Below are 19,623 nucleotides of genomic sequence, written 5' to 3'. Positions count from 1 at the left end.
TTCGGTACTAAATCCGCTCTTTTGTAGTGGAGGCGAAATACCATGCCACCGACAGCTCTTGCCGACAGGCAACACGCTGAGGCGCACGAACCAGTGGTGTACACCGATTCGAAGTTGATCTACTTTTCTTCGATATCGGAGTACACCCGGCGGTTCGTCGAAAAACTTCAGATGGATTCGGCCCGGATTCCGCTTTACGGGTACGAGCCGAAACTCATCACCACAGCTCCGTACGTCCTGCTGATTCCCACCTATGGGGGAGACGGCGGCAAACGATCAATCCTGCCGCAGATCATGAAATTTCTCGGGTATGAAGAGAACCGCAAGAACCTACGCGGTGTCATCGGAGCAGGGAATACAAACTTCGGCGAGTACTACTGCATTGCGGCCAAGCGAATCGCGGCCAAATGCGATGTGCCCGTGCTTTATACATTCGAACTCATGGGAACGCAGGAAGATGTTCTCAAAGTCAAAGAAGGGCTTGAAACCTTTTGGAAACCAGCGTCGCAGAAGCAGCAGGAACGATGAAGGACTCGAAAGAGCTCCCCGCGCAGTTCCAGGGGTTGAGCTACAACGACCTCAACGCCATGCTGAACCTCTACGGTCCAGACGGCAAGATCCAGTTCGAGGTGGATCGCTACGCGGCTCGCCAGTACTTCCTGGATCACGTGAACAACAACACCGTGTTCTTCCACGATCTCGATGAGAAGCTCGAATACCTGGTCAAGCACGAATACTACGAGCGTGAAACCCTCGACCAGTACTCGATGAACTTCATTCGCGACCTGTTCAAGCACGCCTTCTCCAAGAAGTTCCGTTTCGAAACCTTCCTGGGCGCCTTCAAGTTTTACACCTCGTACACCCTGAAGACTTTTGACGGCAAGCGTTACCTGGAGCGCTACGAGGACCGTGTCTGCATGGTTGCCCTGCACCTGGCTCGCGGCAACGAAGAACTGGCCACCCAGCTCGTCGACGAAATCATCGAAGGCCGTTTCCAGCCTGCTACCCCGACCTTCCTCAACGCGGGCAAGGCCCAGCGCGGCGAATTGGTCTCCTGCTTCCTGCTTCGCATTGAAGACAACATGGAGTCGATCGCCCGTGCCGTGAACTCCTCGCTGCAGCTGTCCAAGCGCGGCGGCGGCGTGGCCCTGGCCCTGACCAACCTGCGCGAGCACGGTGCACCGATCAAGCAGATCGAGAACCAGTCCTCCGGCGTCATCCCTGTCATGAAGCTACTGGAAGATTCCTTCTCCTACGCCAACCAGCTTGGCGCACGCCAGGGTGCCGGCGCGGTCTACTTGAACGCCCACCACCCGGACATCTACCGCTTCCTCGACACCAAGCGCGAAAACGCCGACGAGAAGATCCGCATCAAGACCCTGTCGCTGGGTGTTGTCATTCCTGACGTCACCTTTGAACTCGCTCGTAAGAACGAGGACATGTACCTGTTCAGCCCGTACGACGTCGAGCGCGTCTACGGCAAGCCGTTCAGCGAAATCTCAGTCACCGAGAAGTACACCGAGATGGTTGATGATTCGCGCATCAAGAAGACCAAGATCAACGCCCGCGAGTTCTTCCAGACTCTGGCGGAGATCCAGTTCGAGTCCGGCTACCCGTACATCATGTTCGAAGACACGGTGAACAAGGCCAACCCGATCGAGGGCCGCGTCTCCATGTCGAACCTTTGCTCGGAAATCCTGCAGGTCTCCTCGCCGTCGGAGTACAACGACGACCTGAGCTACAAGACCGTGGGCAAGGACATCTCCTGCAACCTGGGTTCGATGAACATCGCCAAGGCTATGGACGGCAAGAACCTGGCCAAGTCCGTGGACATTGCCATCCGCGCGCTGTCCGCAGTCTCCGACATGTCATACATCGACTCCGTTCCTTCGGTTGCGGACGGAAACCGGAAGTCGCACGCCATCGGCTTGGGTCAGATGAACCTGCACGGCTTCCTGGCTCGTGAACGTATCTACTACGGTTCCGAAGAAGGCATCGACTTCACCAACATCTACTTCTACTCGATTCTGTTCCACGCGCTGACCGCGTCGAACAAGATCGCGATTGAACGCGGTGAGGTCTTCGACAACTTCGAGAACTCCAAGTACGCAACGGGCGAATTCTTCGACAAGTACATCGACGTGGAATGGGCTCCAGCCACCGAGCGTGTGCGCGAACTGTTCGACGGCATCCACATTCCTACCCAGGAAGACTGGATCGCGCTGAAGAAGTCGGTCATGGAACACGGCATCTATAACCAGAATCTGCAGGCCGTGCCGCCAACCGGTTCGATCTCCTACATCAACAACTCGACCTCGTCGATCCACCCTGTTGCTGCGAAGGTCGAAATCCGCAAGGAAGGCAAGATTGGCCGCGTCTACTACCCGGCCCCGTACATGACCAATGAGAACATTGAGTTCTACGAGGACGCGTACGAAATTGGCTACGAGAAGATCATCGACACCTACGCCGCTGCCACTCAGCACGTCGACCAAGGCCTGTCGCTGACCCTGTTCTTCAAGGACACCGTAACCACCCGTGACATCAACAAGGCCCAGATCTACGCATGGCGCAAGGGCATTAAGACTTTGTACTACATCCGCCTGCGCCAGCTGGCTCTTGAAGGCACTGAGGTGGAGGGCTGCGTCTCCTGCATGCTTTAATGCCTGAAATGCGGTGCTGACCAGTGCAATACTGCAACTCGAAACAAGCTGTCGAACCCTCGCGGGTTCGACAGCTTGTTGTCGTTAAATGCCTAGTCAGAGCAGAAAATAGTCGATGGTGTCGTTGCTCAAGTTATTATGTTTTGCGCTCCGGTGGCGGTAGGATTTAAGCGACTAACCATAATTCAGTCTCCAATCGATGAGGGGCAATGACCGAGAAGCTTAAGCTCGCCAATAAGGTTGAAGCGATCAACTGGAACCGTATCCAGGATGACAAGGACGTGGAGGTCTGGAACCGTCTCGTCAATAACTTCTGGCTGCCGGAGAAGGTGCCGCTGTCCAACGACATCCAGTCGTGGGGAACCCTGACCGAAGACGAAAAGCTGCTGACCATGCGCGTCTTCACCGGTCTGACCCTGCTCGACACCCTGCAGGGCACCGTTGGAGCAGTGTCGCTGATCCCGGATGCGATCACCCCTCATGAAGAGGCCGTGTACACCAACATTGCCTTTATGGAGTCGGTGCACGCCAAGAGCTACTCCTCGATCTTCTCCACCCTGGCTTCCACCAAGGAAATCGACGAGGCCTTCCGCTGGTCGACCGAGAACGTGAACCTTCAGAAGAAGGCGCAGATCATCGAGAGCTACTACTACGGCGACGACCCGCTCAAGCGCAAGATCGCTTCGACCCTGCTCGAATCGTTCCTGTTCTACTCCGGCTTCTACCTGCCGATGCACTGGTCCTCGCACGCCAAGCTGACCAACACCGCTGACCTGATCCGCCTGATCATCCGTGACGAAGCCGTTCACGGCTACTACATCGGCTACAAGTTCCAGAAGGGTCTTGAAGGCCTGAGTGAAGAGCGCAAGCAGGAACTGAAGGACTACACCTTCGAGCTGCTGTTCGAGCTATACGAGAACGAAGTTCAGTACACCCATGATCTCTACGATCCAGTGGGCTTGGCTGAGGACGTCAAGAAGTTCCTGCACTACAACGCCAACAAGGCGCTGATGAACCTGGGCTACGAGGCCATGTTCCCGTCGACTGTGACCGATGTGTCGCCAGCCATTCTGGCAGCGCTGAGCCCGAACGCCGATGAGAACCACGACTTCTTCTCCGGCTCCGGCTCCTCGTATGTCATCGGCAAGGCAGTGAATACCGAAGACGAAGACTGGGATTTCTAAGCTTTCCCCAATTCACGGATAGCTAGCCAAATCCAAAACCCGAACCCGCGTTTCGTGGGTTCGGGTTTTGTCGTCTTGTGGTCCCGAGACGCTGCATGGCTTGCCTTGTAAGTTTGATTAGAAATTTCTGCCGACAGCTTCAGCTTAAAAAGTAGTGTACGGATCGTTCTCTAAGCCGTAGCATGGCCTCATGGAAAAGCCGCAGATCCTGCCTTTGGCATTAGCTTCCCAAGACAACCTGAATGTCGTCGGAGGCAAGGCCGCAGGTTTGGGCGAACTGATCAAGCTGGGGGAAAACGTGCCTCCGGGATTTGTCGTGACGACGGATGCCTACGAAGAATTCCGGTCGGCTGGTTCCTTCACCGCGCTCAGCGGAACAAAACTGGCCGAAGTGATCGGAGCAGCTTACCGAGAACTAGGAAGCCCTTTGGTTGCCGTCCGTTCCAGCGCGACGGCAGAAGACCTTCCGGGTTCCGCTTTCGCCGGACAACAGGAGACATACCTGGGCATCTCGGGCGAGAGGCAGCTGTTCCGGGCTGTTGAAGACTGTTGGGCTTCCTTGTACTCCGACCGCGCCCGAGCGTATCGAAGTGAGCGAAAGATCGATGAATCGGTGATGTCGATGGGCGTCGTGGTTCAGTCAATGGTGGATGCAGACTTCGCCGGGGTGATGTTCACCGCTGATCCGGTGACCGGGGGCAGGGACCACATCGTGGTGGAATCTAACCCGGGCTTGGGCGAAGCAGTGGTTTCCGGAATGGTGACCGCAGATCGGGCGGTCATTGATTCCAAGGGGAGGATCATCGAGCGCCGAGCCGGACTGGCCGGCACTGTCATCAAGCTGAACTCCGACGGTGGAACCAGAAAAGAGACTCCCGAGGAAAACCAGCAGGTTCCCGAGGAAACACTGCACGAGATTGCGGAAGCCGGCGTTCGCATCCGCGAAGGTTTCGGTCGACCCATGGACATCGAATGGGCTGTAGCCAATGGCGATCTCCTGATCTTGCAGGCCAGGCCGATGACAGCCTTGCCTCCAGCCCCGCGCAATATCGGCCCGCTGGCACGGAAAATCGCACCGATGCTCTACGAGTTGTTGCCGCAGCGCCCCACTATATTGGAAACCGAAGCATGGATCGATGCCGGTATCGCCCCATTGGTCGCGGGTATGCTGCACGGAATCACCGGGGTTCGTGTGGACTACTCCGCATGGTTGAAGCGCGAGAACGGGGTCGTCACCGAATTCATTCCCGTCACGCCGAAGCCATCAGCGGCAACGCCGCGGAAAATCGTTCAAGCCTTTACGCAGAAAGCTCCGACCGGATCGTGGCGAAAAGATCCCTTGTATGACGAGTACCTGCGCAACTGCCAACAGCTCAACGAACTCCACGTGGCGGATCTGTCCTGGAAGGAACTGTCGGAGATTCCAAGCAGGGCCACCACCAGCATGCAACTTGTGACTGAGCTGCGAGTGAAATACCTACGCCAGGCGATCCCTGCGGGAATCAAGCTGATCCTGGTACTGGCGTTAACCGGAAAGCTGTCGCAGTTTGCGTCGCTGAGCGTGACTGCTGATACCGAGACCCACCGAATCAACGACGATCTGCAACGTATCGCTAAACTGATCGCCGAGATGCCCGGAGGCACCCAGCTTCTGCGGGATACGGAGCCAGAATCAACAATCCAGACGCTGCGCTCGCAACCGCACATGGAAGAAATCGCTGACCAGATCGATGAATTTCTTGCTCGCTACGGCCACAGGGAATCAGCCAGCTTGCTGCTGCCGCGAGCAGCGACCTGGGGCGACGACCCATCCCCGGTAATCAACCTGCTGCGCATGCTGATCGATGGAACTGGCGCAGAAGGAGGGGAAATAGACGCCTTGGAAAATCTGATATCGCACCCGCTGCTTGGCAGCCGGTGGCTGGAACCGCGAATCAGGCGATGGGTCAAGGGGCTGCGCGGATTCATCTCCGTGCGCGAAGACACACATTTCGAAATCACCCGGACCATGCCGGCAGTACGCTCCGCCATCAATGAAATGGGGCGCCGGCTGCATGATGCCTCGGCCTTGGAAGACCCAGGAGATATCTGGTTCGTGAACTATGACCTCCTACGCCGCGCACCAGGTGTCGCTGCACTCAGCGGCGGCCAACTTGCCCAGATTGCGGCCGGCCGTCGACGCCGCCATGATGAACTGGCCGGTGCGCCGATGATTTCTCCGGCCACCCTCTACGATCTGTCTCCCGTGCCAGGGGCATTACTGCACGGCACCGGTTCCGGCGGAGGCAGGGCCAGCGGAAGCGTTCGCATCATCAATTCGCCAGAAGAGTTCGAAAAGCTGCTGCCCGGAGAAGTCCTGGTCTGTCCCGCTACCAACCCCTCGTGGACTCCGTTGTTCTCCCGGGCCGCGGCGGTGGTGGTCAATCACGGTTCTGCCGCCTCCCACGCAGCCATCGTTGCCCGTGAATACCGGATCCCAGCGGTCATGGGATGCGCTAACGCCACCACCGTGCTGGCCGAGGGCAAGCAAATCATCGTTGACGGCGACCGTGGTCTCGTGCTGGAGCCAGAACATGGCTGACCAGAAAGATTATCGATCAGGCCCACGACGGCGCGGGGAGCAACTTGTCACTGCAATACTCGATGCCGCGGCGTTGGAGCTGGCGCAGTCCGGATTCGCCGCCCTGAGCGTTGAAGCCGTGGCACGTCGGGCCTCTGCGTCCAAGGTGTCCATCTACCGGCGGTGGCCGAACAAGATTGAATTGGTGCGGGCCGTCGCGGCGCATAAAGCCGTCATGCCGGTCCTGCCGGAACAGGCTGCAACACTTCGCCAAGACTTGCTCCTGGTGCTGCGCTCGATGGCAGCGCAGATCGACGAACCGATTGGCGAGCTGTTGCGGGGCTTGGTCATCGCGAGTTTGTCGGAACAAGCGCCGAGCATGGCAGACATGTCGTGGGGGATGGGCCCCAACATGATGCATCTGGTTGCTGAACGTGCTCAGGCGCGCGGGGAACTGGCGGAGATCCCGTCCGAACTGCTGCTTCGGGTCCCCACTGAACTGTTCAAGCAGCGTTTCATCAGTTTTGGGAAGGTTACCGACCGGTTCATTGTTGAACTAGTTGATCAGATCGCATTACCGCTGTGGACCTTGAAACCCGGGGAGCCTCACGTGAGCTAATCGCCCAGCCATGGCGATGCACCCGAAGCTATAGAATACGGTGAACCCAGCTGGGCGACGTACCAAGGAGAAATCATTACAAAGTCAGATGCCAGGGACGAGCAGTTGAGCGAGCCTCAGATCCGCGCAATTCGCCGGCGGTCCATTTCAGTGCTCGCTCTGGGGCAGATACTGGGAGGGCTCGGCGGCGGCGCGACGATAACACTGGGTTCCCTGCTCATCGTTGATGTTTCGGGCCTCGACTCGCTGGCCGGCATGGCCGCGACCATGAACACCCTCGGTGCGGCGATCATGGCGATCCCATTGGCGATGCTGGCGCGCCGCTTTGGGCGCCGGATCTCGCTTTCCACCGGCGCCTTGATCGCGGTTCTCGGCTCGCTGCTGATCGTCACCTCGGCGATGCTTGATTTGGTGCCGCTGCTATTCCTCGGAATGCTGGTGCTGGGAACCGCTTCGGCGATGAACCTGCAATCACGTTTCGCTGCGACCGACCTGTCGGACGAGAAGACCAGGGGCCGGGATTTGTCCTTGGTGGTGTGGACGACAACCATCGGTGCCGTGATCGGTCCGAACCTCTTCGCGCCAGGCGAAGTAGTGTCCACCGCATTGGGACTGCCCGCCTATACCGGAGGATTCTTGATTGCGATGGCGGCGCAGCTGGCTGGCATGAGCATTTACCTCCTTGGGCTGCGGCCGGACCCGATGAAGGTCGCCCTGCAGCAAAACAGCGGTAGCGTACCGGCTGTCGCGCGCCGTGGCGGGGGTTTCCATCTCCTGCGTGAGAGGCCTGCGGCTCGTCGGGCCGTGGTGACAGTTGCGCTGAGCCATGCCTACATGGTGGCGCTCATGTCCATGACCCCGGTGCACATGCAGCACCATGGGGCAACGCTGACGCTCATCGGATTCACCATTTCGCTTCACGTGCTGGGCATGTACGCGCTGTCGCCGCTCTTTGGTTGGCTGACCGACCGGGTCGGCGGGTCTCGTGTTGCCCTGATGGGGCAAGTCCTGCTGATCGGGTCGAGCCTCTTCGTCTGGTTCAACCCGGAGGACCACGTCATGGTGACTCTAGCCTTGGCGTTACTGGGCCTTGGCTGGTCCGCATCTACGGTGGCGGGCTCGACCATGGTTTCGGCAGCTGCGCCGATTCACGAACGCACCAGTCTCCAGGGCACCAGCGACCTGCTGATGAACCTCGCCGGTGCACTGGGCGGCCTCAGCGCGGGGCCGCTGCTGGCGCTCTTCGGGTTCCACGGGTTGGCGCTGCTGCTGTTGGCTCTGGCAGTAGTCGTAATTTTTGCCAATCGCGATGCACTGAAGTCGAGCCAACGCGTGGCTCTCTAGACTGGTGCGAAGCCTCCGGCCCGCTGAGCCGGGGGGACGGGCCTGAAAACAATAACGGCGTGGACTTCATCAAATGATGAAGTCCACGCCGTTATTTCAAAGACTCTTAGCGGGCCTGAATGTTGGTTGCCTGTGGGCCCTTTGGACCGGCTTCCAGGGTGTACTCAACGGTCTGGCCTTCTTCGAGGCTGCGGAATCCGAAGCTCTGGATAGCGCTGTAGTGTGCGAAGACGTCAGCCGATCCATCCGAAGGAGCGATGAAGCCGAAGCCCTTTTCAGCGTTGAACCATTTTACGGTGCCAGTGGCCATAGTGTTATTTCCTTATTATTGGTTGGCCACAGCGTGGCCTGAGTGCCGATCCGGAGATTCGAATCGGAAATTTTTGAGGTTACCTCGGGCAGTGCCATCCGGAACGATTCGCCTGCCGTCGATACGGGGGATCGATTACTGATTTTGCCGGTATCGGCCAAAAACGGATGTCGCTGCACTGGATTAGTTATCCGAGAGATTCCGGGAGAAGGACGGTAATGAACCAGCCCCATCGAAGTAGAACACGGAATCGGTTGTCATCGGACGCACTGATGCGTCTGGATAACCAGTTTGCAGTGAAGAAGAGAAGATGAAGAATTCGTTTCGGTTAGGAGCTGATCTGATCCATGATCTGATCAGCCGATATGTGCTGCACAGACGATTTGTTGGCTGTGCTACAAATCCATACTGCTAACGCTTGCTGGCGGGTGAGTCACACCATCAAGCGCCGAGGTAACTCAATAACTCTACCATCTGGAGCCGAGGATGTCTTCGTGACCTTCCTAACGGACCGCTGGGACCGGAGCAGAGTGTGGTTGCTGGCGGTTACGGGCGGTTGTCAAGGCCTGTTCTGGCTGCGATCTCGATTGACCGCTCGTAATGAGATTTGGTGAAGTGCCCGGCAACTTCAGAGATTACTTGTTGGAAGAAGGAGCCATGAGCGGACTCGGCAATTTCCACGACTTTTCGTCGAGCAACTCGATCGTCAAAGGCCTTGCGATGGTTGCTCTGAGTGTAACCACCGCAAGACCTGTAGCCGTTAGGAGTGTATTTTGCTCGGCTCCGAATTAATGCTCGCCATGGCAAGGTCTGCGTTGAGTGCCGCTCCAGCGATGGTGCCAGATGCAGCCGCGGCCATGACCATGGCGCCCAAGTTCACTGCGTTGCCAGCTGCGTAGACCCCGGGAATACCCGTTAGCCCCATTTCGCTTACCTGGATAAACGTGCCCAGAGGATGCTCTTGCAACCTGCCGCCGAGCTGCTGGTATAGGTCTGCATTGGCATTCATTCTGCTGGCTACAACGGCTGCTTGGGCCTTAACCAGATCGCCGTTGCTCAGCTCAACGCCTTTGAGCTGCCCGTCGCCGTCCACTCGAAGCTTCGCAATCCTGCGCTCCAGGATTGGCACACCCAGCTTTTCAAGTGTTGCCCGGTTTTCCTCGGAAAGAACATCTGGCTGGTGGTTGATGAATACCACGTGGCTGCTGAGTTGTGCGAACAGTAGGGCCTGGTGGGTGCTCATGGGACCGACCCCCAAAACGGCGACTGCCTGATCCCGCACCTCCCATCCGTGGCAGTACACGCAGTGGATGGCGGAGATGCCCCAGGCTTCGCGCAACCCTGGGATCTCTGCAAGGTTGTCGGTGAGTCCGGTGGCCAGCACGATGCGCGAGGCGGAGTACTCGCTGGCGCCGGTTTTGACGGTGAATCCGTCCTCGACGGATCCGGTCAGGCGCTCCGCCTCCTCGTGGACGATCCGTGCGCCGTAGTGTTCGGCTTCGCTTCGCCCGAGCTCCAATAGATGCTGGGGGCTGATTCCTTCTTGGCCCAAGACGTTATGGGCGTGTGATGCGCGAGCATTTCGCGGCTGGTTCGTGTCGATGACTAAAACCGTCCGGCGAGAACGCCCCAACGCTACCGCCGCTGCAAGTCCAGCGCCGCCACCACCGATGATGATTGCGTCGTAGTGTTCCATTGCTGTGTCCTTTCGGGTGGTTGTGAGAACTACCGTAGAGAGAAATTGCTTACTAGGAGTATTGTTTTGCGTATGACGCAAGAACTTGACGTGGACAGCACGATTCGCCAGCGGATTCGCGCGCTGCGGCAAAGCCGGGGCTGGTCCTTGGAGTCCTTGGCAACCAAGGCGAAACTCAGCGTCTCAACACTGAGCCGCATCGAAACCGGCTCTCGGCGTATCGCCCTGGACCAGCTGGTGCCCATCGCCCGCGCCCTGGGCACCACGCTTGACGAATTGGTGGCGACGGCCGGGGAAGACGTCGTCATCAGGCCCGAGCCAGTTGACCTGCCGGGAATGACCATTTGGAAACTGACGAATGAGGACGCGGTCAACGGCGTGACGGTGTCGAAAATCCGCTACGACTCCGCGACCGCCCCGGCGCCCAGCGAGGCTAGGATCCATCAGGGCAAGGAATGGTTCACTGTGCTCTCCGGCGAAGTGCAGTTGAAGCTCGGCGAAAGAACCTACCACGTCGTCGCCGGGCAAGCGGCCCAATTCGACACGTTGACCCCGCACGTCATCTGGGCAGTGAACGGGGTTGCTGAAATTCTCAGCATCATGGATCACGAAGGCCGGCGAGCGCATCACGGTGATCGACCGAGCTGATCCGGCGTGGTGGATGATTTAGTGGTTTGGCTCACCCATTGGATACGCTGGGATCAACGACACATCCGCGCGAACATGCCTGGAGGGCAGCAATGACGCATCAGCTCACCGAGGACCTGGACAAGATTCTTGCGTCGGGGGACTTCTACTTCGAGTCGCTGGGCGAGGGGCGCTACCGTTCTTCATGGCATGCCCAGGGTGCGTGGAATGCGCACGAGCAGCACATGGCGCCGGCTTCGGGGATCATGGCACATGAACTGGAGCAGTTCCAGCCGCGAAGCGACATGCGCATTGCGCGACTGAGCTTTGAAATCCATGGCCTGATCCATGCCGGCGAATTCGAGATCACCACGCGCATGGTGCGCCCGGGTCGGACGATCGAATTGATCGAAGCCGAAATGAAGGCCAAAGGCCGGACGAGCATTGTTGCGCAGGCTTGGCGCGTGATTACCGGGGACTCGTCGGCTGTTGCGGGTGTTGAGGATGCACCGGTGGTTGGGCCGCAGGACTGCGAAGCGTTGGAGATTTCAAAGCTCTGGCCCGGGGGATACATCAAGTCCGTTGAAATGCGTGCCGCTGAGGGTCGCCGCAAGGGAAAGGGGCTTGCCTGGCTTCGCACTCCCTACGATCTGGTGGACGTCCACAATGCCTCGTCGATGTCCCGCCTGATTGGGCTTGTCGACACCGCCAATGGTGTCGCTCCGCGGGTGGAACCCGGCGCCGGCGAGTGGATGTTCCCGAACCTCGATCTGCAGATCCACATGTACCGTGCCCCGGCGGGAGAATGGCTGGGGCTGGAGGCACAGCAAAGCTACGGCACCGATGGCATTGGGCTGACCTCGACGGTTCTGCACGATGAAAGCGGGCCGTTCGGACGAGCAGAGCAGATCCTGACGGTCCGCTCGCGCTAGGAAACCGGGCTGAGGTTTGCCAGCAGCTTCTTGAGCTGGGGCTTCGGCATGATCGTGAATCCCTTGGCCCGGTAGTTTTCCCTGTCGGAGGCATGCGCCTTGAAGAGCGCATAGCCTCGCTTGATGAGGAATAGCAGTGGCTTGCGGCGCTGGGAAACGTCCCTGACGAAGCGGCGGATCGTCGTCAGCAGCGCCGGCTCATCGACGTAGTAGGCCTGGACATCGATTCCCTGGGCGCGCAGCGGTTCGAGGATTTCCGAGAGGAAGATCCCTTCCGCGATGATGGGTCCGCCATTGCCGCAGATCTTTCGATGCCCGTCGTAGCTTGAGGTGGAGATGGAGTAGTTCGGCACCATAGTGCTGCCCGATTCCAATAGCTCGTTGACTGCCTTCAACGCTGCGTCCATGTTCCAGGTGCCCGGGTGGTCCCAGTCGACTTCTCCGTAGGGAGTGCGGGGGAATGCCTCGGGGTGCCCGTCTTCGGAAAGCTGGCGGTAGAACTCATCGAGTGGAAGATGCGGATTTCCAAACCGAGCTGCAAGGTATGACTTGCCTGAGCCTGAGGGTCCGCCGATGAGAATTACTGGTGTAGATGAAGAAGGCACACGACCAATTATGTCCTACTGCGCCCAACGCCCAGTAATTTTCACCCTCACCCAGCCGGCGACTGGGCGTCATGCGTTCGAAACGGCTTCGCCGGCTGAATTAGACTCATGACCATGACCTTGTGGAATCGCCAATCTGATGCTCCGTTGACCTTGCTGCGCGAGGAACCCAGCGGAGATCCCGGTGCTGATCTGGAGCGCGGGGTGCAACTTCTGCGCGAAGTCCAGTCCGGTGAGCGCGGGCCGCTGCTGCGCCTGTACCGGCCGGACCCCACCTTGGCGTTCGGCCAGCGTGATGTTCGCCTCCCGGGCTTCGAGCTGGCCAGCCGGGCGGCCGAGAATCAGGGATTCGCGCCGCTGGTGCGGAAGGCGGGCGGCCGGGCGGCCGCGTACCATCGCGGCACCTTGATCGTTGACCATATCGAGCCGCAGGCCGAAGCGATCATGCACCAGCAGCAGCGGTTCGAGATTTTCGCCCGGCTCTATGCCGATGCATTCCGCAGGGTCGGGGTCCAAGCCGAGGTGGGGCCCATCGACGGCGAGTACTGCGTCGGGGACCACTCGGTGCACGGGGTGCCGGGGGCGGGCTCTGCGATCGGGCATGCGGTCAAGCTGGTGGGTACCGCGCAGCGGGTGATTTCCAGAGCTTGGTTGTTCTCCAGCGTTTTCGTGGTGGAAAATTCCGAGCCGCTGCGACGCGTGCTGGATGCCGTCTACCAGGCCATGGAAGTCCCGATGAATCCCGCGACGGTGGGTGCCGGTGACGACCTGGCGCCAGGGCTCACGACCGAAACCTTCATCGAGGCGCTGCTGGCCGAATACCGGGAGCATGTCGCCGTCCCGGAGCAGACGGCCGGTTAAACACGATGTTCCCGGAACCCTCAAGGTTCCGGGAACTGTGCATTTAAGGCGGAATTACGCTCCGACGCGCTCGACGACTTCCTCGATGCGCGGGTTGGTTGCGGCGGTGCCGTCGGGGAAGATCAGGGTCGGGACGGTCTGGTTGCCGTTGTTGAACGACTCGACGATCTCCGCGGTGCCCTCGACCTCTTCGATATTCACCTCGGTGTAGGCCACTCCCTTCTGGTCCATCAGGCGCTTCAGGTTGCGGCAGTAGCCGCACCAGCTGGTGGTGAACATGGTGACTCCGCCGGCGGCAGGAACGTACTTCTCAAGGTTCGATTCGTTGCTCATACTTCATGTAACCACGCGACCTGCCCGTTTGTTCCGCCTGACCCGGCTGCCACCACTGTTTTCCGCCGTGTGTCGGACTACACTGGGAACAAAATTCGAACAAATCTGCGGGGGTTCATCATGTGCGGACGCTACGTCATGGCCAAGGCCATCGGCGACCTGGTTGCCGAGGCGGAAGCGGAGGCGGACGCCAACCTGGAGCTTCGCCAGTCGTGGAACGTCGCGCCGACCACCGACGTGCCGGTGGTGCTCGAGCGGATGATCGACGGGCAGCTGCACCGCCAGGTCCATGTGGCCCGCTGGGGCCTGGTTCCCGGCTGGGCCAAGGAGCTGTCGGTGGGGGTGCGCGCCTTCAACGCGCGCAGCGAAACCGCCTCCTCCAAGCCGACGTTCCGTTCGGCGGTCAAGAAGCGCCGGGCCGCGGTGCCAGTGCAGGGCTATTACGAGTGGAAGAAGGAAGGCAGCAAGAAACGCCCCTTCTTCGTGCACCGCGAGGACGGCAAGCTGATCTTCTTCGCAGGGCTGTACGAATGGTGGAAGGACAAGGACGGAAGCTGGATCCTGTCCACCTCGATCATGACCATGGATTCGCCATCGAGCGAAGAGCCGGGGGTGCTCGGCGAGCTGGCCGGGCTCCACGACCGCCTGCCGATTCCGCTGGATCGGGAAATGATGGCACGCTGGCTGGATCCGGAGCAGGAGGACGGCGAAGGGCTGATTGAGCAGATCCGGTCCGAGGCCTTCGACGTGGCCTCGACCTGGACCATGCACGAGGTGGATCCAGCGGTGGGAAACGTGCGCAACGACGGCCCGGAGCTGATCGAACCGCATCGCTCGCTGTTCTAGGAGTCCGCGCTCCGGGAGCGCGCTCCCGCATGCAGCCCGAAGCCCAGGCCGATGGCCCCCAGGCCCAGCGCGCTGAGCAGCTTGCCGAGGATCTGCGTCCCTGTCACCCAGGGGGCGGGGGAGAAAGCGCTGTTGTCCAGCGGCGCGTAGACGAACCAGCCGAAGCTCTTGACCTGCAGCGCATCCCAGATCAGCAGGCCGGTTCCGCCGGCCAGCACCAGCAGCCCGGCGAGCCAGATGATGCGCGTGGTGAGCGTGTGCTTCCTGCTTTTGAGCATGCGGCGTGCCAGGATCAGTCCCAGGCTCAGGCACAGCGCCCCGAAACCCAAGGCCAGCAGCAGCTCGCCGGAGACCTGCAGCAAGGAGGGGCCGATGGAAAACGTGTCGACCGGTTGCGGTTCGGTGCCGCCGGAATACAGCAGGTACTCGGCTTGGATGTCGCGCCAGAGCAACACGCTGCCGGCCAGGATGGACAGCGTTCCGATCCAGCCGGGGATTTTCGCCGAGCGCACGCGGGCAGAGGATTCAGGCATGGGTTCATCATTCCACACGAAAGCCCAAGCCGGGATGGAATTGCTCATTCCACCCCGGCTTGGGCTCAGCGTTGCGCACCGCTATGGGGCTAGTGCCCGCGGGCGATCCACTCATCCAGGTTCGGCGCTTCGTCGCCGATGGTGGTGGCGGCGCCGTGGCCGGTGTTGACCACGGTTTCCGCCGGCAGGGTCAGCAGCTTGGAGCGGATCGAGTCGATGATCGTCTCGAAGCTCGAGTAGCTGCGCCCGGTGGCGCCGGGCCCGCCGTTGAACAGGGTGTCGCCGCTGAACAGCACCCCCAGGTCCTCCGAGTAGAAGCAGGTGGATCCCGGTGAGTGCCCCGGGGTGTGCAGGGCTGTCAAGGTGGTCCCGGCGACGGTGAAGCTGTCGCCTTCGTGGATTTCCGCGTCGATATCGCGCCCCGGGTACACCGCGTCCCAGAGCATCTGGTCTTCGGGGTTCAGGAACAGCGGGGCGTCGACCTCGTCGGAGAACTGCGCGGCGGCGCGGATGTGGTCGTCGTGCCCGTGGGTGAGCAGCACCGCCATCACCTCGCGCTTGCCGATGGCCTCGCGGATGGCCTGCGGGTCGTGGGCCGGGTCGATCACGATGACCTCGGCGTCGTCCCCGATGAGCCAGACGTTGTTGTCCACTTCCCAGGTGCCGCCGTCCAGGCTGAAGGTGCCGGAGGTGACGATGTTCTCGATGCGCGCGGCCACTAGATTTCCACCACCGATCGCAGTACGGTGCCCTCGTGCATCTTGTCGAAGGCCGCCTCGACGTCGTTGATGCCGATGCGCTCGGTGACGAAGGAATCCAGGTCCAGGCGGCCGAGCTTGTACTGCTGGACCAGCATCGGGAAGTCGTGGCTCGGCAGGCAGTCGCCGTACCAGGAGCTCTTCAGCGAACCGCCGCGGCCGAAGACATCCAGCAGCGGCAGCTCGAGGGTCATCTCCGGGGTCGGCACGCCCACCAGCACCACGCGTCCGGCCAGGTCGCGGGCGTAGAAGGCCTGCTTGTAGGTTTCCGGGCGGCCCACCGCGTCGATGACCACGTCGGCGCCGAAGCCGCCGGTGAGCTCCTGGATCGCGGTGACCGCGTCCACCTGGGCGGAGTTCACGGTGTGGGTGGCGCCGAAGCGCTTGGCGGTTTCCAGCTTGTCCTGGTTGACGTCCACCGCGATGATGGTGGTAGCCCCGGCCAGCTGGGCGCCGGCGATGGCCGCCGAGCCCACGCCGCCGCAGCCGATGACCGCCACGGATTCCCCGCGCTTGATCTCTCCGGTGTTGATGGCCGCGCCGATTCCGGCCATGATGCCGCAGCCCAGCAGGCCCACGGCCGCCGGATCAGCGTCCTCGTCCACGATGGTGCACTGCCCGGAGTGGACCAGGGTCTTTTCGGCGAAGGATCCGATGCCCAGCGCAGGGGACAGTTCGGTGCCGTCTTCCAGGGTCATCTTCTGGGTGGCGTTGAAGGTGTTGAAACAGTACTTCGGCTCGCCCTTGGCGCAGGCGCGGCACTGGCCACAGACCGCGCGCCAGTTCAGGATGACGCGGTCGCCGACCTTGACGTTGGTGACGTTCTCGCCGATCTGGCTGACCACCGCAGTGGACTCGTGGCCCAGCAGGTAGGGGTAGTCGTCACCAATGCCGCCGAGCTTGTAGTGCAGGTCAGTATGGCACACGCCGGTGGTCAGCACGTCGACCACGACCTCTCCCGGTCCCGGATCCGGAACGATGATGTCGACAACCTCGACCGGGGCGTCTTTGGCGCGGGAAATGACCGCTTTGACCTTGTGGGACATGTCAGTGAGCTCCTTGTGGTGGATTGTGCTTCTGACCCGATGCTATCGGTGCGGCAGACGGGAATCTAGGAGCCGCGCGCCAAATGACCAAGTGTGGCGCGGGATGGATGCGCCGTGCGGCCGATTCGCCGATTGTCCCGGAATCCTACATAGTCGCTGACGTGTTTGGTCGTGGACTTTTGCTCGGCGGCCGCTAAATACTTGAATGGATTAGCCAAGACGATAAGCGCAGGTCAGGGACGAGGGAGCAGGAATGCAGGAACAGCACACGATTGAGTTGGTGCCGGGGTTGCGGATTCCGGCCATCGGGCTGGGCACCTGGCCGCTGACCGGCGAGGAAGCGGCTGATGCGGTGGCCCGGGCGCTGGGCAACGGCTACCGCCACGTGGACACCGCGGCGAACTACGGCAACGAGCAGGCGGTCGGCGAGGGCATCGCGCGGGCCGGGGTGCGGCGCGAGACGCTGTGGGTGACCAGCAAGTTCAACAAGGAGGACCACTCGCGCGACGGCGTGGCCGCCGCCTACGAGCGCGCCTGCGAGCTGATGGGGCTGGATTACCTGGACTTGTATCTGGTGCACTGGCCCAACCCGCAGCAGGGTGCCTATGTCGAGGCCTGCCACGGGCTGGAGGAACTGGTACAGGCAGGGAAGCTGCGCGCCTGGGGCGTGTCCAACTTCAAGCCGGCGCACCTGCAGGCCGTCTACGACGCGGGGCTGCGCCCGGCGCTGAATCAGGTGCAGGTCGACCCCGAACACCTGCAGCGCGGGCAGCTACAGGCCCATGCCCAGCGCCAGCTCGTCACCGCCGCCTACAGCCCGCTGGGCCGTGCCGGGGATTTCCTGTCCCACCCGGCGATCACCGAAGCGGCGGAGCAGTATGGCAAGACCCCGGCGCAAATCGTGCTGCGCTGGCACCTTGATTCGGGACGCGTCGCGGTGCCCAAGTCCGCCAGCAATGTGCGGCAGCGCGAGAACCTTGATGTTTTCGACTTCTCCCTGACCCGGCAGCAGCTGGCGGCGATCGATGCGCTGGATACCGGTGCCGGCCCGCGCCTGGATGCGGATTCCTTCGGCCACTAACCTCCCTCGCGCAGACCAGGGCCGCCTCTCGGGGCGGCCCTTTGCCGCGTTAACGGGGGCCTGCACACGGCAAATCGCCGTTGACCTGCAAGACACCGAGCGCCTGCGGGAGATTTTCGGATCGGCGAATTTTCTTTGAAATTTCCCTAGGTGTTGCGGATCACGCAGGAGTACACTCAAGTGTGCGCAAAACGTACCACTGTTCGGATAGCGTGCACATCGGTTCTTGTTACTTGGAGGTTCCCCATGGCGATTGACCAGAGCAGCGCAGTTGTCGGTACAGATCTCTCGCGTGTCGAGCAGAGCTACCGGATGAAGCGGGCGAAGAAAGCGGCGCTGGCCGCGTTCCTCGGAGGCATGCTGGAGTACTACGACTTCTTCATCTATGCGACCGCCGCGTCGCTGATCTTCTCGCATATCTTCTTCCCGGCGGGGGATCCCACGATTACCCTCATGGCCTCGTTCGCCACCTTCGGCGTCGCCTACGTGGCCCGCCCATTCGGGGCCATCGTGTTCGGCCACCTAGGCGACCGACTGGGGCGTAAGAACACGCTGGTGCTGACCCTGATGCTGATGGGAGGGTCGACCTTCGCGATCGGCCTGCTGCCGAACTTCGCGCAGGCCGGCTACCTGGCCCCGGCCCTGCTGGTGTCCCTGCGGCTGCTCCAGGGCCTGTCCGCCGGCGCAGAGACGGCGGGGTCCTCGACCCTGACCATGGAGGAATCCCCGGTGGGGCGGCGCGGGTTCTTCCCGTCCTTCGCCATGAGCGGGATCTCGGCGGGCATCGTGCTGGCCTCGCTGGCATTCATCCCGGTCGCCGCGATGGAGGAAACCGCCAGGATGTCGTGGGGCTGGCGTGTTCCCTTCCTGCTCTCGGTGGTCGTCATGATCGTGGCCATGCTGGTGCGCCGCTCGCTCGAGGAGCCTGAAGTCTTCGAGGACGAGGTCAAGGCGCAGGCCGGCGACGCCAAGGAGAAGCTGCCGTTCCTGCTGATGCTCAAGACCCACCCGGCGCAGTTCTTCCAGGTCTCGCTGATGTCCTTCCAATGCGTCACCAACACCCTGATGCAGGCCTTCGGCCTGGCCTACGCGGTCAGCGTGGGCATCCCCGCGGCCACCATGCTGGTGGTCAGCATCGTGGGCAACGTGCTGGCGATCTTCACCCAGCCGCTGAGCGCCCACCTCTCGGACCGCTTCGGCCGCCGCCCGATCTTCATCACGGGCATCCTGTCTTCCGGCGTGCTGATCTGGGTGTACTTCTGGGCGATCTCCACCTCCAACATCGCGCTGGTCTTCCTGCTGAGCATCGCGATCACCGCCGGCAGCTACGCGGTGTCCAACGCGATCTACCCGGCCTGGTTCTCCGAGCTGTTCCACGTCAAGGTCCGCTACTCGGGTGTCGCCATCGGCCTGCAGGTGGGCATCCTGTGCGCCGGGTTCACCCCGATGATCGCCACCGTGCTTGTCGGCGGGATCCCTGCCAACTACGGCCCGGCGGCCTGGATCGTTGCCGGATCCTCCATCGTGGCGGCCATCGGAGCCATCTGGGCCCGCGAAACCTTCAAGACCCCGCTGCACGAGCTGGGCAACCGGGTGGAGTAGAACCTCCGTCTCCTGCCAAGGGC

19 protein-coding genes are annotated in these 19,623 nt (G+C 61.1%); 12 read left to right on the top strand and 7 right to left on the bottom strand.

Annotated features, from left to right (window positions below):
- The first annotated feature begins 42 nt into the window (after positions 1-42).
- The 6 genes from nrdI (at position 43) to RF641_RS07895 (ending at position 8,370) form a co-directional block, all read left to right on the top strand.
- Positions 43-528 (top strand): class Ib ribonucleoside-diphosphate reductase assembly flavoprotein NrdI, encoded by a 486-nt coding sequence (gene nrdI / locus RF641_RS07920; protein WP_047119243.1) that lies wholly within the window; start codon positions 43-45, stop codon positions 526-528.
- Complete coding sequence (nrdE, locus tag RF641_RS07915) at positions 525-2,663, top strand: class 1b ribonucleoside-diphosphate reductase subunit alpha (RefSeq protein WP_424572928.1); 2,139 nt, start codon at positions 525-527, stop codon at positions 2,661-2,663. Before nrdI ends, nrdE begins: the two co-directional genes overlap by 4 nt.
- A 209-nt stretch (positions 2,664-2,872) precedes the next feature.
- Positions 2,873-3,847 (top strand): class 1b ribonucleoside-diphosphate reductase subunit beta, encoded by a 975-nt coding sequence (gene nrdF, locus RF641_RS07910; protein ID WP_047119241.1) that lies wholly within the window; start codon positions 2,873-2,875, stop codon positions 3,845-3,847.
- Between the two features lie 190 nt (positions 3,848-4,037).
- A complete protein-coding gene (locus RF641_RS07905; RefSeq protein WP_424572927.1) occupies positions 4,038-6,428 on the top strand; it encodes a PEP/pyruvate-binding domain-containing protein in 2,391 nt (796 codons plus the stop codon).
- Positions 6,421-7,026 carry a TetR/AcrR family transcriptional regulator gene (locus RF641_RS07900; protein WP_424572926.1) on the top strand — a complete coding sequence of 202 codons (606 nt, stop codon included), beginning with the start codon at positions 6,421-6,423 and terminating at the stop codon, positions 7,024-7,026. Before RF641_RS07905 ends, RF641_RS07900 begins: the two co-directional genes overlap by 8 nt.
- Positions 7,027-7,131: 105 nt before the next feature.
- Positions 7,132-8,370 carry an MFS transporter gene (locus RF641_RS07895; protein ID WP_424572925.1) on the top strand — a complete coding sequence of 413 codons (1,239 nt, stop codon included), beginning with the start codon at positions 7,132-7,134 and terminating at the stop codon, positions 8,368-8,370.
- Positions 8,371-8,476: 106 nt separating this feature from the next.
- On the opposite strand, the gene RF641_RS07890 is transcribed toward RF641_RS07895, so the two are convergent.
- The gene (locus tag RF641_RS07890; RefSeq protein WP_013349123.1) at positions 8,477-8,680 is read right to left on the bottom strand and encodes a cold-shock protein; all 204 of its coding nucleotides are present in this window, start codon (positions 8,678-8,680) and stop codon (positions 8,477-8,479) included.
- Between the two features lie 760 nt (positions 8,681-9,440).
- Positions 9,441-10,376: an NAD(P)/FAD-dependent oxidoreductase gene (locus RF641_RS07885; RefSeq protein WP_424572924.1), complete on the bottom strand. Its 936-nt coding sequence runs from the start codon at positions 10,374-10,376 to the stop codon at positions 9,441-9,443.
- 72 nt (positions 10,377-10,448) lie between these two features.
- Here RF641_RS07885 and RF641_RS07880 point away from each other — a divergent pair, with 72 nt between their 5' ends.
- Entirely contained in the window at positions 10,449-11,024 is a 576-nt protein-coding gene (locus RF641_RS07880) for a helix-turn-helix domain-containing protein (protein WP_053798213.1), read from the top strand.
- A gap of 92 nt (positions 11,025-11,116) precedes the next feature.
- Entirely contained in the window at positions 11,117-11,935 is an 819-nt protein-coding gene (locus RF641_RS07875; RefSeq protein WP_047119235.1) for a thioesterase family protein, read from the top strand.
- Here RF641_RS07875 and RF641_RS07870 read toward each other — a convergent pair.
- On the bottom strand, positions 11,932-12,540 hold the full coding sequence (locus tag RF641_RS07870; protein WP_244910773.1) for a uridine kinase family protein: 609 nt from the start codon (positions 12,538-12,540) through the stop codon (positions 11,932-11,934). The genes RF641_RS07875 and RF641_RS07870 overlap by 4 nt on opposite strands.
- A gap of 114 nt (positions 12,541-12,654) precedes the next feature.
- On the opposite strand from RF641_RS07870, the gene RF641_RS07865 reads away from it, so the two are divergent.
- Positions 12,655-13,401 carry a lipoate--protein ligase family protein gene (locus tag RF641_RS07865; protein WP_424572923.1) on the top strand — a complete coding sequence of 249 codons (747 nt, stop codon included), beginning with the start codon at positions 12,655-12,657 and terminating at the stop codon, positions 13,399-13,401.
- Between the two features lie 54 nt (positions 13,402-13,455).
- Here RF641_RS07865 and RF641_RS07860 read toward each other — a convergent pair whose 3' ends face one another.
- Positions 13,456-13,734: a mycoredoxin gene (locus tag RF641_RS07860; RefSeq protein WP_424572922.1), complete on the bottom strand. Its 279-nt coding sequence runs from the start codon at positions 13,732-13,734 to the stop codon at positions 13,456-13,458.
- Positions 13,735-13,854: 120 nt separating this feature from the next.
- Here RF641_RS07860 and RF641_RS07855 point away from each other — a divergent pair, with 120 nt between their 5' ends.
- Entirely contained in the window at positions 13,855-14,580 is a 726-nt protein-coding gene (locus RF641_RS07855) for an SOS response-associated peptidase (RefSeq protein WP_047119231.1), read from the top strand.
- Here the strand turns inward: RF641_RS07855 and RF641_RS07850 are convergent.
- From RF641_RS07850 to RF641_RS07840, 3 genes are all read right to left on the bottom strand, one after another.
- Positions 14,577-15,113: a hypothetical protein gene (locus tag RF641_RS07850; protein WP_424572921.1), complete on the bottom strand. Its 537-nt coding sequence runs from the start codon at positions 15,111-15,113 to the stop codon at positions 14,577-14,579. The two genes, RF641_RS07855 and RF641_RS07850, sit on opposite strands and share 4 nt — an antisense overlap.
- 89 nt (positions 15,114-15,202) lie before the next feature.
- Positions 15,203-15,832, bottom strand: coding sequence for an MBL fold metallo-hydrolase (locus RF641_RS07845; RefSeq protein ID WP_424572920.1), 630 nt, complete (start codon positions 15,830-15,832; stop codon positions 15,203-15,205).
- Positions 15,832-16,917: an S-(hydroxymethyl)mycothiol dehydrogenase gene (locus RF641_RS07840; RefSeq protein WP_047119228.1), complete on the bottom strand. Its 1,086-nt coding sequence runs from the start codon at positions 16,915-16,917 to the stop codon at positions 15,832-15,834. Before RF641_RS07840 ends, RF641_RS07845 begins: the two co-directional genes overlap by 1 nt.
- Before the next feature lie 253 nt (positions 16,918-17,170).
- Between RF641_RS07840 and RF641_RS07835 the strand changes: the two genes are divergently transcribed.
- Positions 17,171-17,998 (top strand): aldo/keto reductase, encoded by an 828-nt coding sequence (locus tag RF641_RS07835; protein ID WP_161448069.1) that lies wholly within the window; start codon positions 17,171-17,173, stop codon positions 17,996-17,998.
- Positions 17,999-18,244: 246 nt separating this feature from the next.
- On the top strand, positions 18,245-19,600 hold the full coding sequence (locus RF641_RS07830) for an MFS transporter (RefSeq protein ID WP_424572919.1): 1,356 nt from the start codon (positions 18,245-18,247) through the stop codon (positions 19,598-19,600).
- Positions 19,601-19,623 lie beyond the last annotated feature (23 nt).

This window comes from Arthrobacter sp. 'calajunan', from assembly GCF_046940185.1.
Lineage (GTDB): Bacteria > Actinomycetota > Actinomycetes > Actinomycetales > Micrococcaceae > Glutamicibacter > Glutamicibacter soli.
This window is presented reverse-complemented; position numbering and strand designations above follow the sequence as displayed.

Bases quoted from the DNA above. Each gene is read 5' to 3' on its own strand.
- nrdI (WP_047119243.1), top strand. From the start codon at position 43: ATGCCACCGACAGCTCTTGCCGACAGGCAACACGCTGAGGCGCACGAA.
- nrdE (WP_424572928.1), top strand. From the start codon at position 525: ATGAAGGACTCGAAAGAGCTCCCCGCGCAGTTCCAGGGGTTGAGCTAC.
- nrdF (WP_047119241.1), top strand. From the start codon at position 2,873: ATGACCGAGAAGCTTAAGCTCGCCAATAAGGTTGAAGCGATCAACTGG.
- RF641_RS07905 (WP_424572927.1), top strand. From the start codon at position 4,038: ATGGAAAAGCCGCAGATCCTGCCTTTGGCATTAGCTTCCCAAGACAAC.
- RF641_RS07900 (WP_424572926.1), top strand. From the start codon at position 6,421: ATGGCTGACCAGAAAGATTATCGATCAGGCCCACGACGGCGCGGGGAG.
- RF641_RS07890 (WP_013349123.1), bottom strand. From the start codon at position 8,680: ATGGCCACTGGCACCGTAAAATGGTTCAACGCTGAAAAGGGCTTCGGC.
- RF641_RS07885 (WP_424572924.1), bottom strand. From the start codon at position 10,376: ATGGAACACTACGACGCAATCATCATCGGTGGTGGCGGCGCTGGACTT.
- RF641_RS07880 (WP_053798213.1), top strand. From the start codon at position 10,449: ATGACGCAAGAACTTGACGTGGACAGCACGATTCGCCAGCGGATTCGC.
- RF641_RS07875 (WP_047119235.1), top strand. From the start codon at position 11,117: ATGACGCATCAGCTCACCGAGGACCTGGACAAGATTCTTGCGTCGGGG.
- RF641_RS07865 (WP_424572923.1), top strand. From the start codon at position 12,655: ATGACCTTGTGGAATCGCCAATCTGATGCTCCGTTGACCTTGCTGCGC.
- RF641_RS07860 (WP_424572922.1), bottom strand. From the start codon at position 13,734: ATGAGCAACGAATCGAACCTTGAGAAGTACGTTCCTGCCGCCGGCGGA.
- RF641_RS07855 (WP_047119231.1), top strand. From the start codon at position 13,855: ATGTGCGGACGCTACGTCATGGCCAAGGCCATCGGCGACCTGGTTGCC.
- RF641_RS07850 (WP_424572921.1), bottom strand. From the start codon at position 15,113: ATGCCTGAATCCTCTGCCCGCGTGCGCTCGGCGAAAATCCCCGGCTGG.
- RF641_RS07840 (WP_047119228.1), bottom strand. From the start codon at position 16,917: ATGTCCCACAAGGTCAAAGCGGTCATTTCCCGCGCCAAAGACGCCCCG.
- RF641_RS07835 (WP_161448069.1), top strand. From the start codon at position 17,171: ATGCAGGAACAGCACACGATTGAGTTGGTGCCGGGGTTGCGGATTCCG.
- RF641_RS07830 (WP_424572919.1), top strand. From the start codon at position 18,245: ATGGCGATTGACCAGAGCAGCGCAGTTGTCGGTACAGATCTCTCGCGT.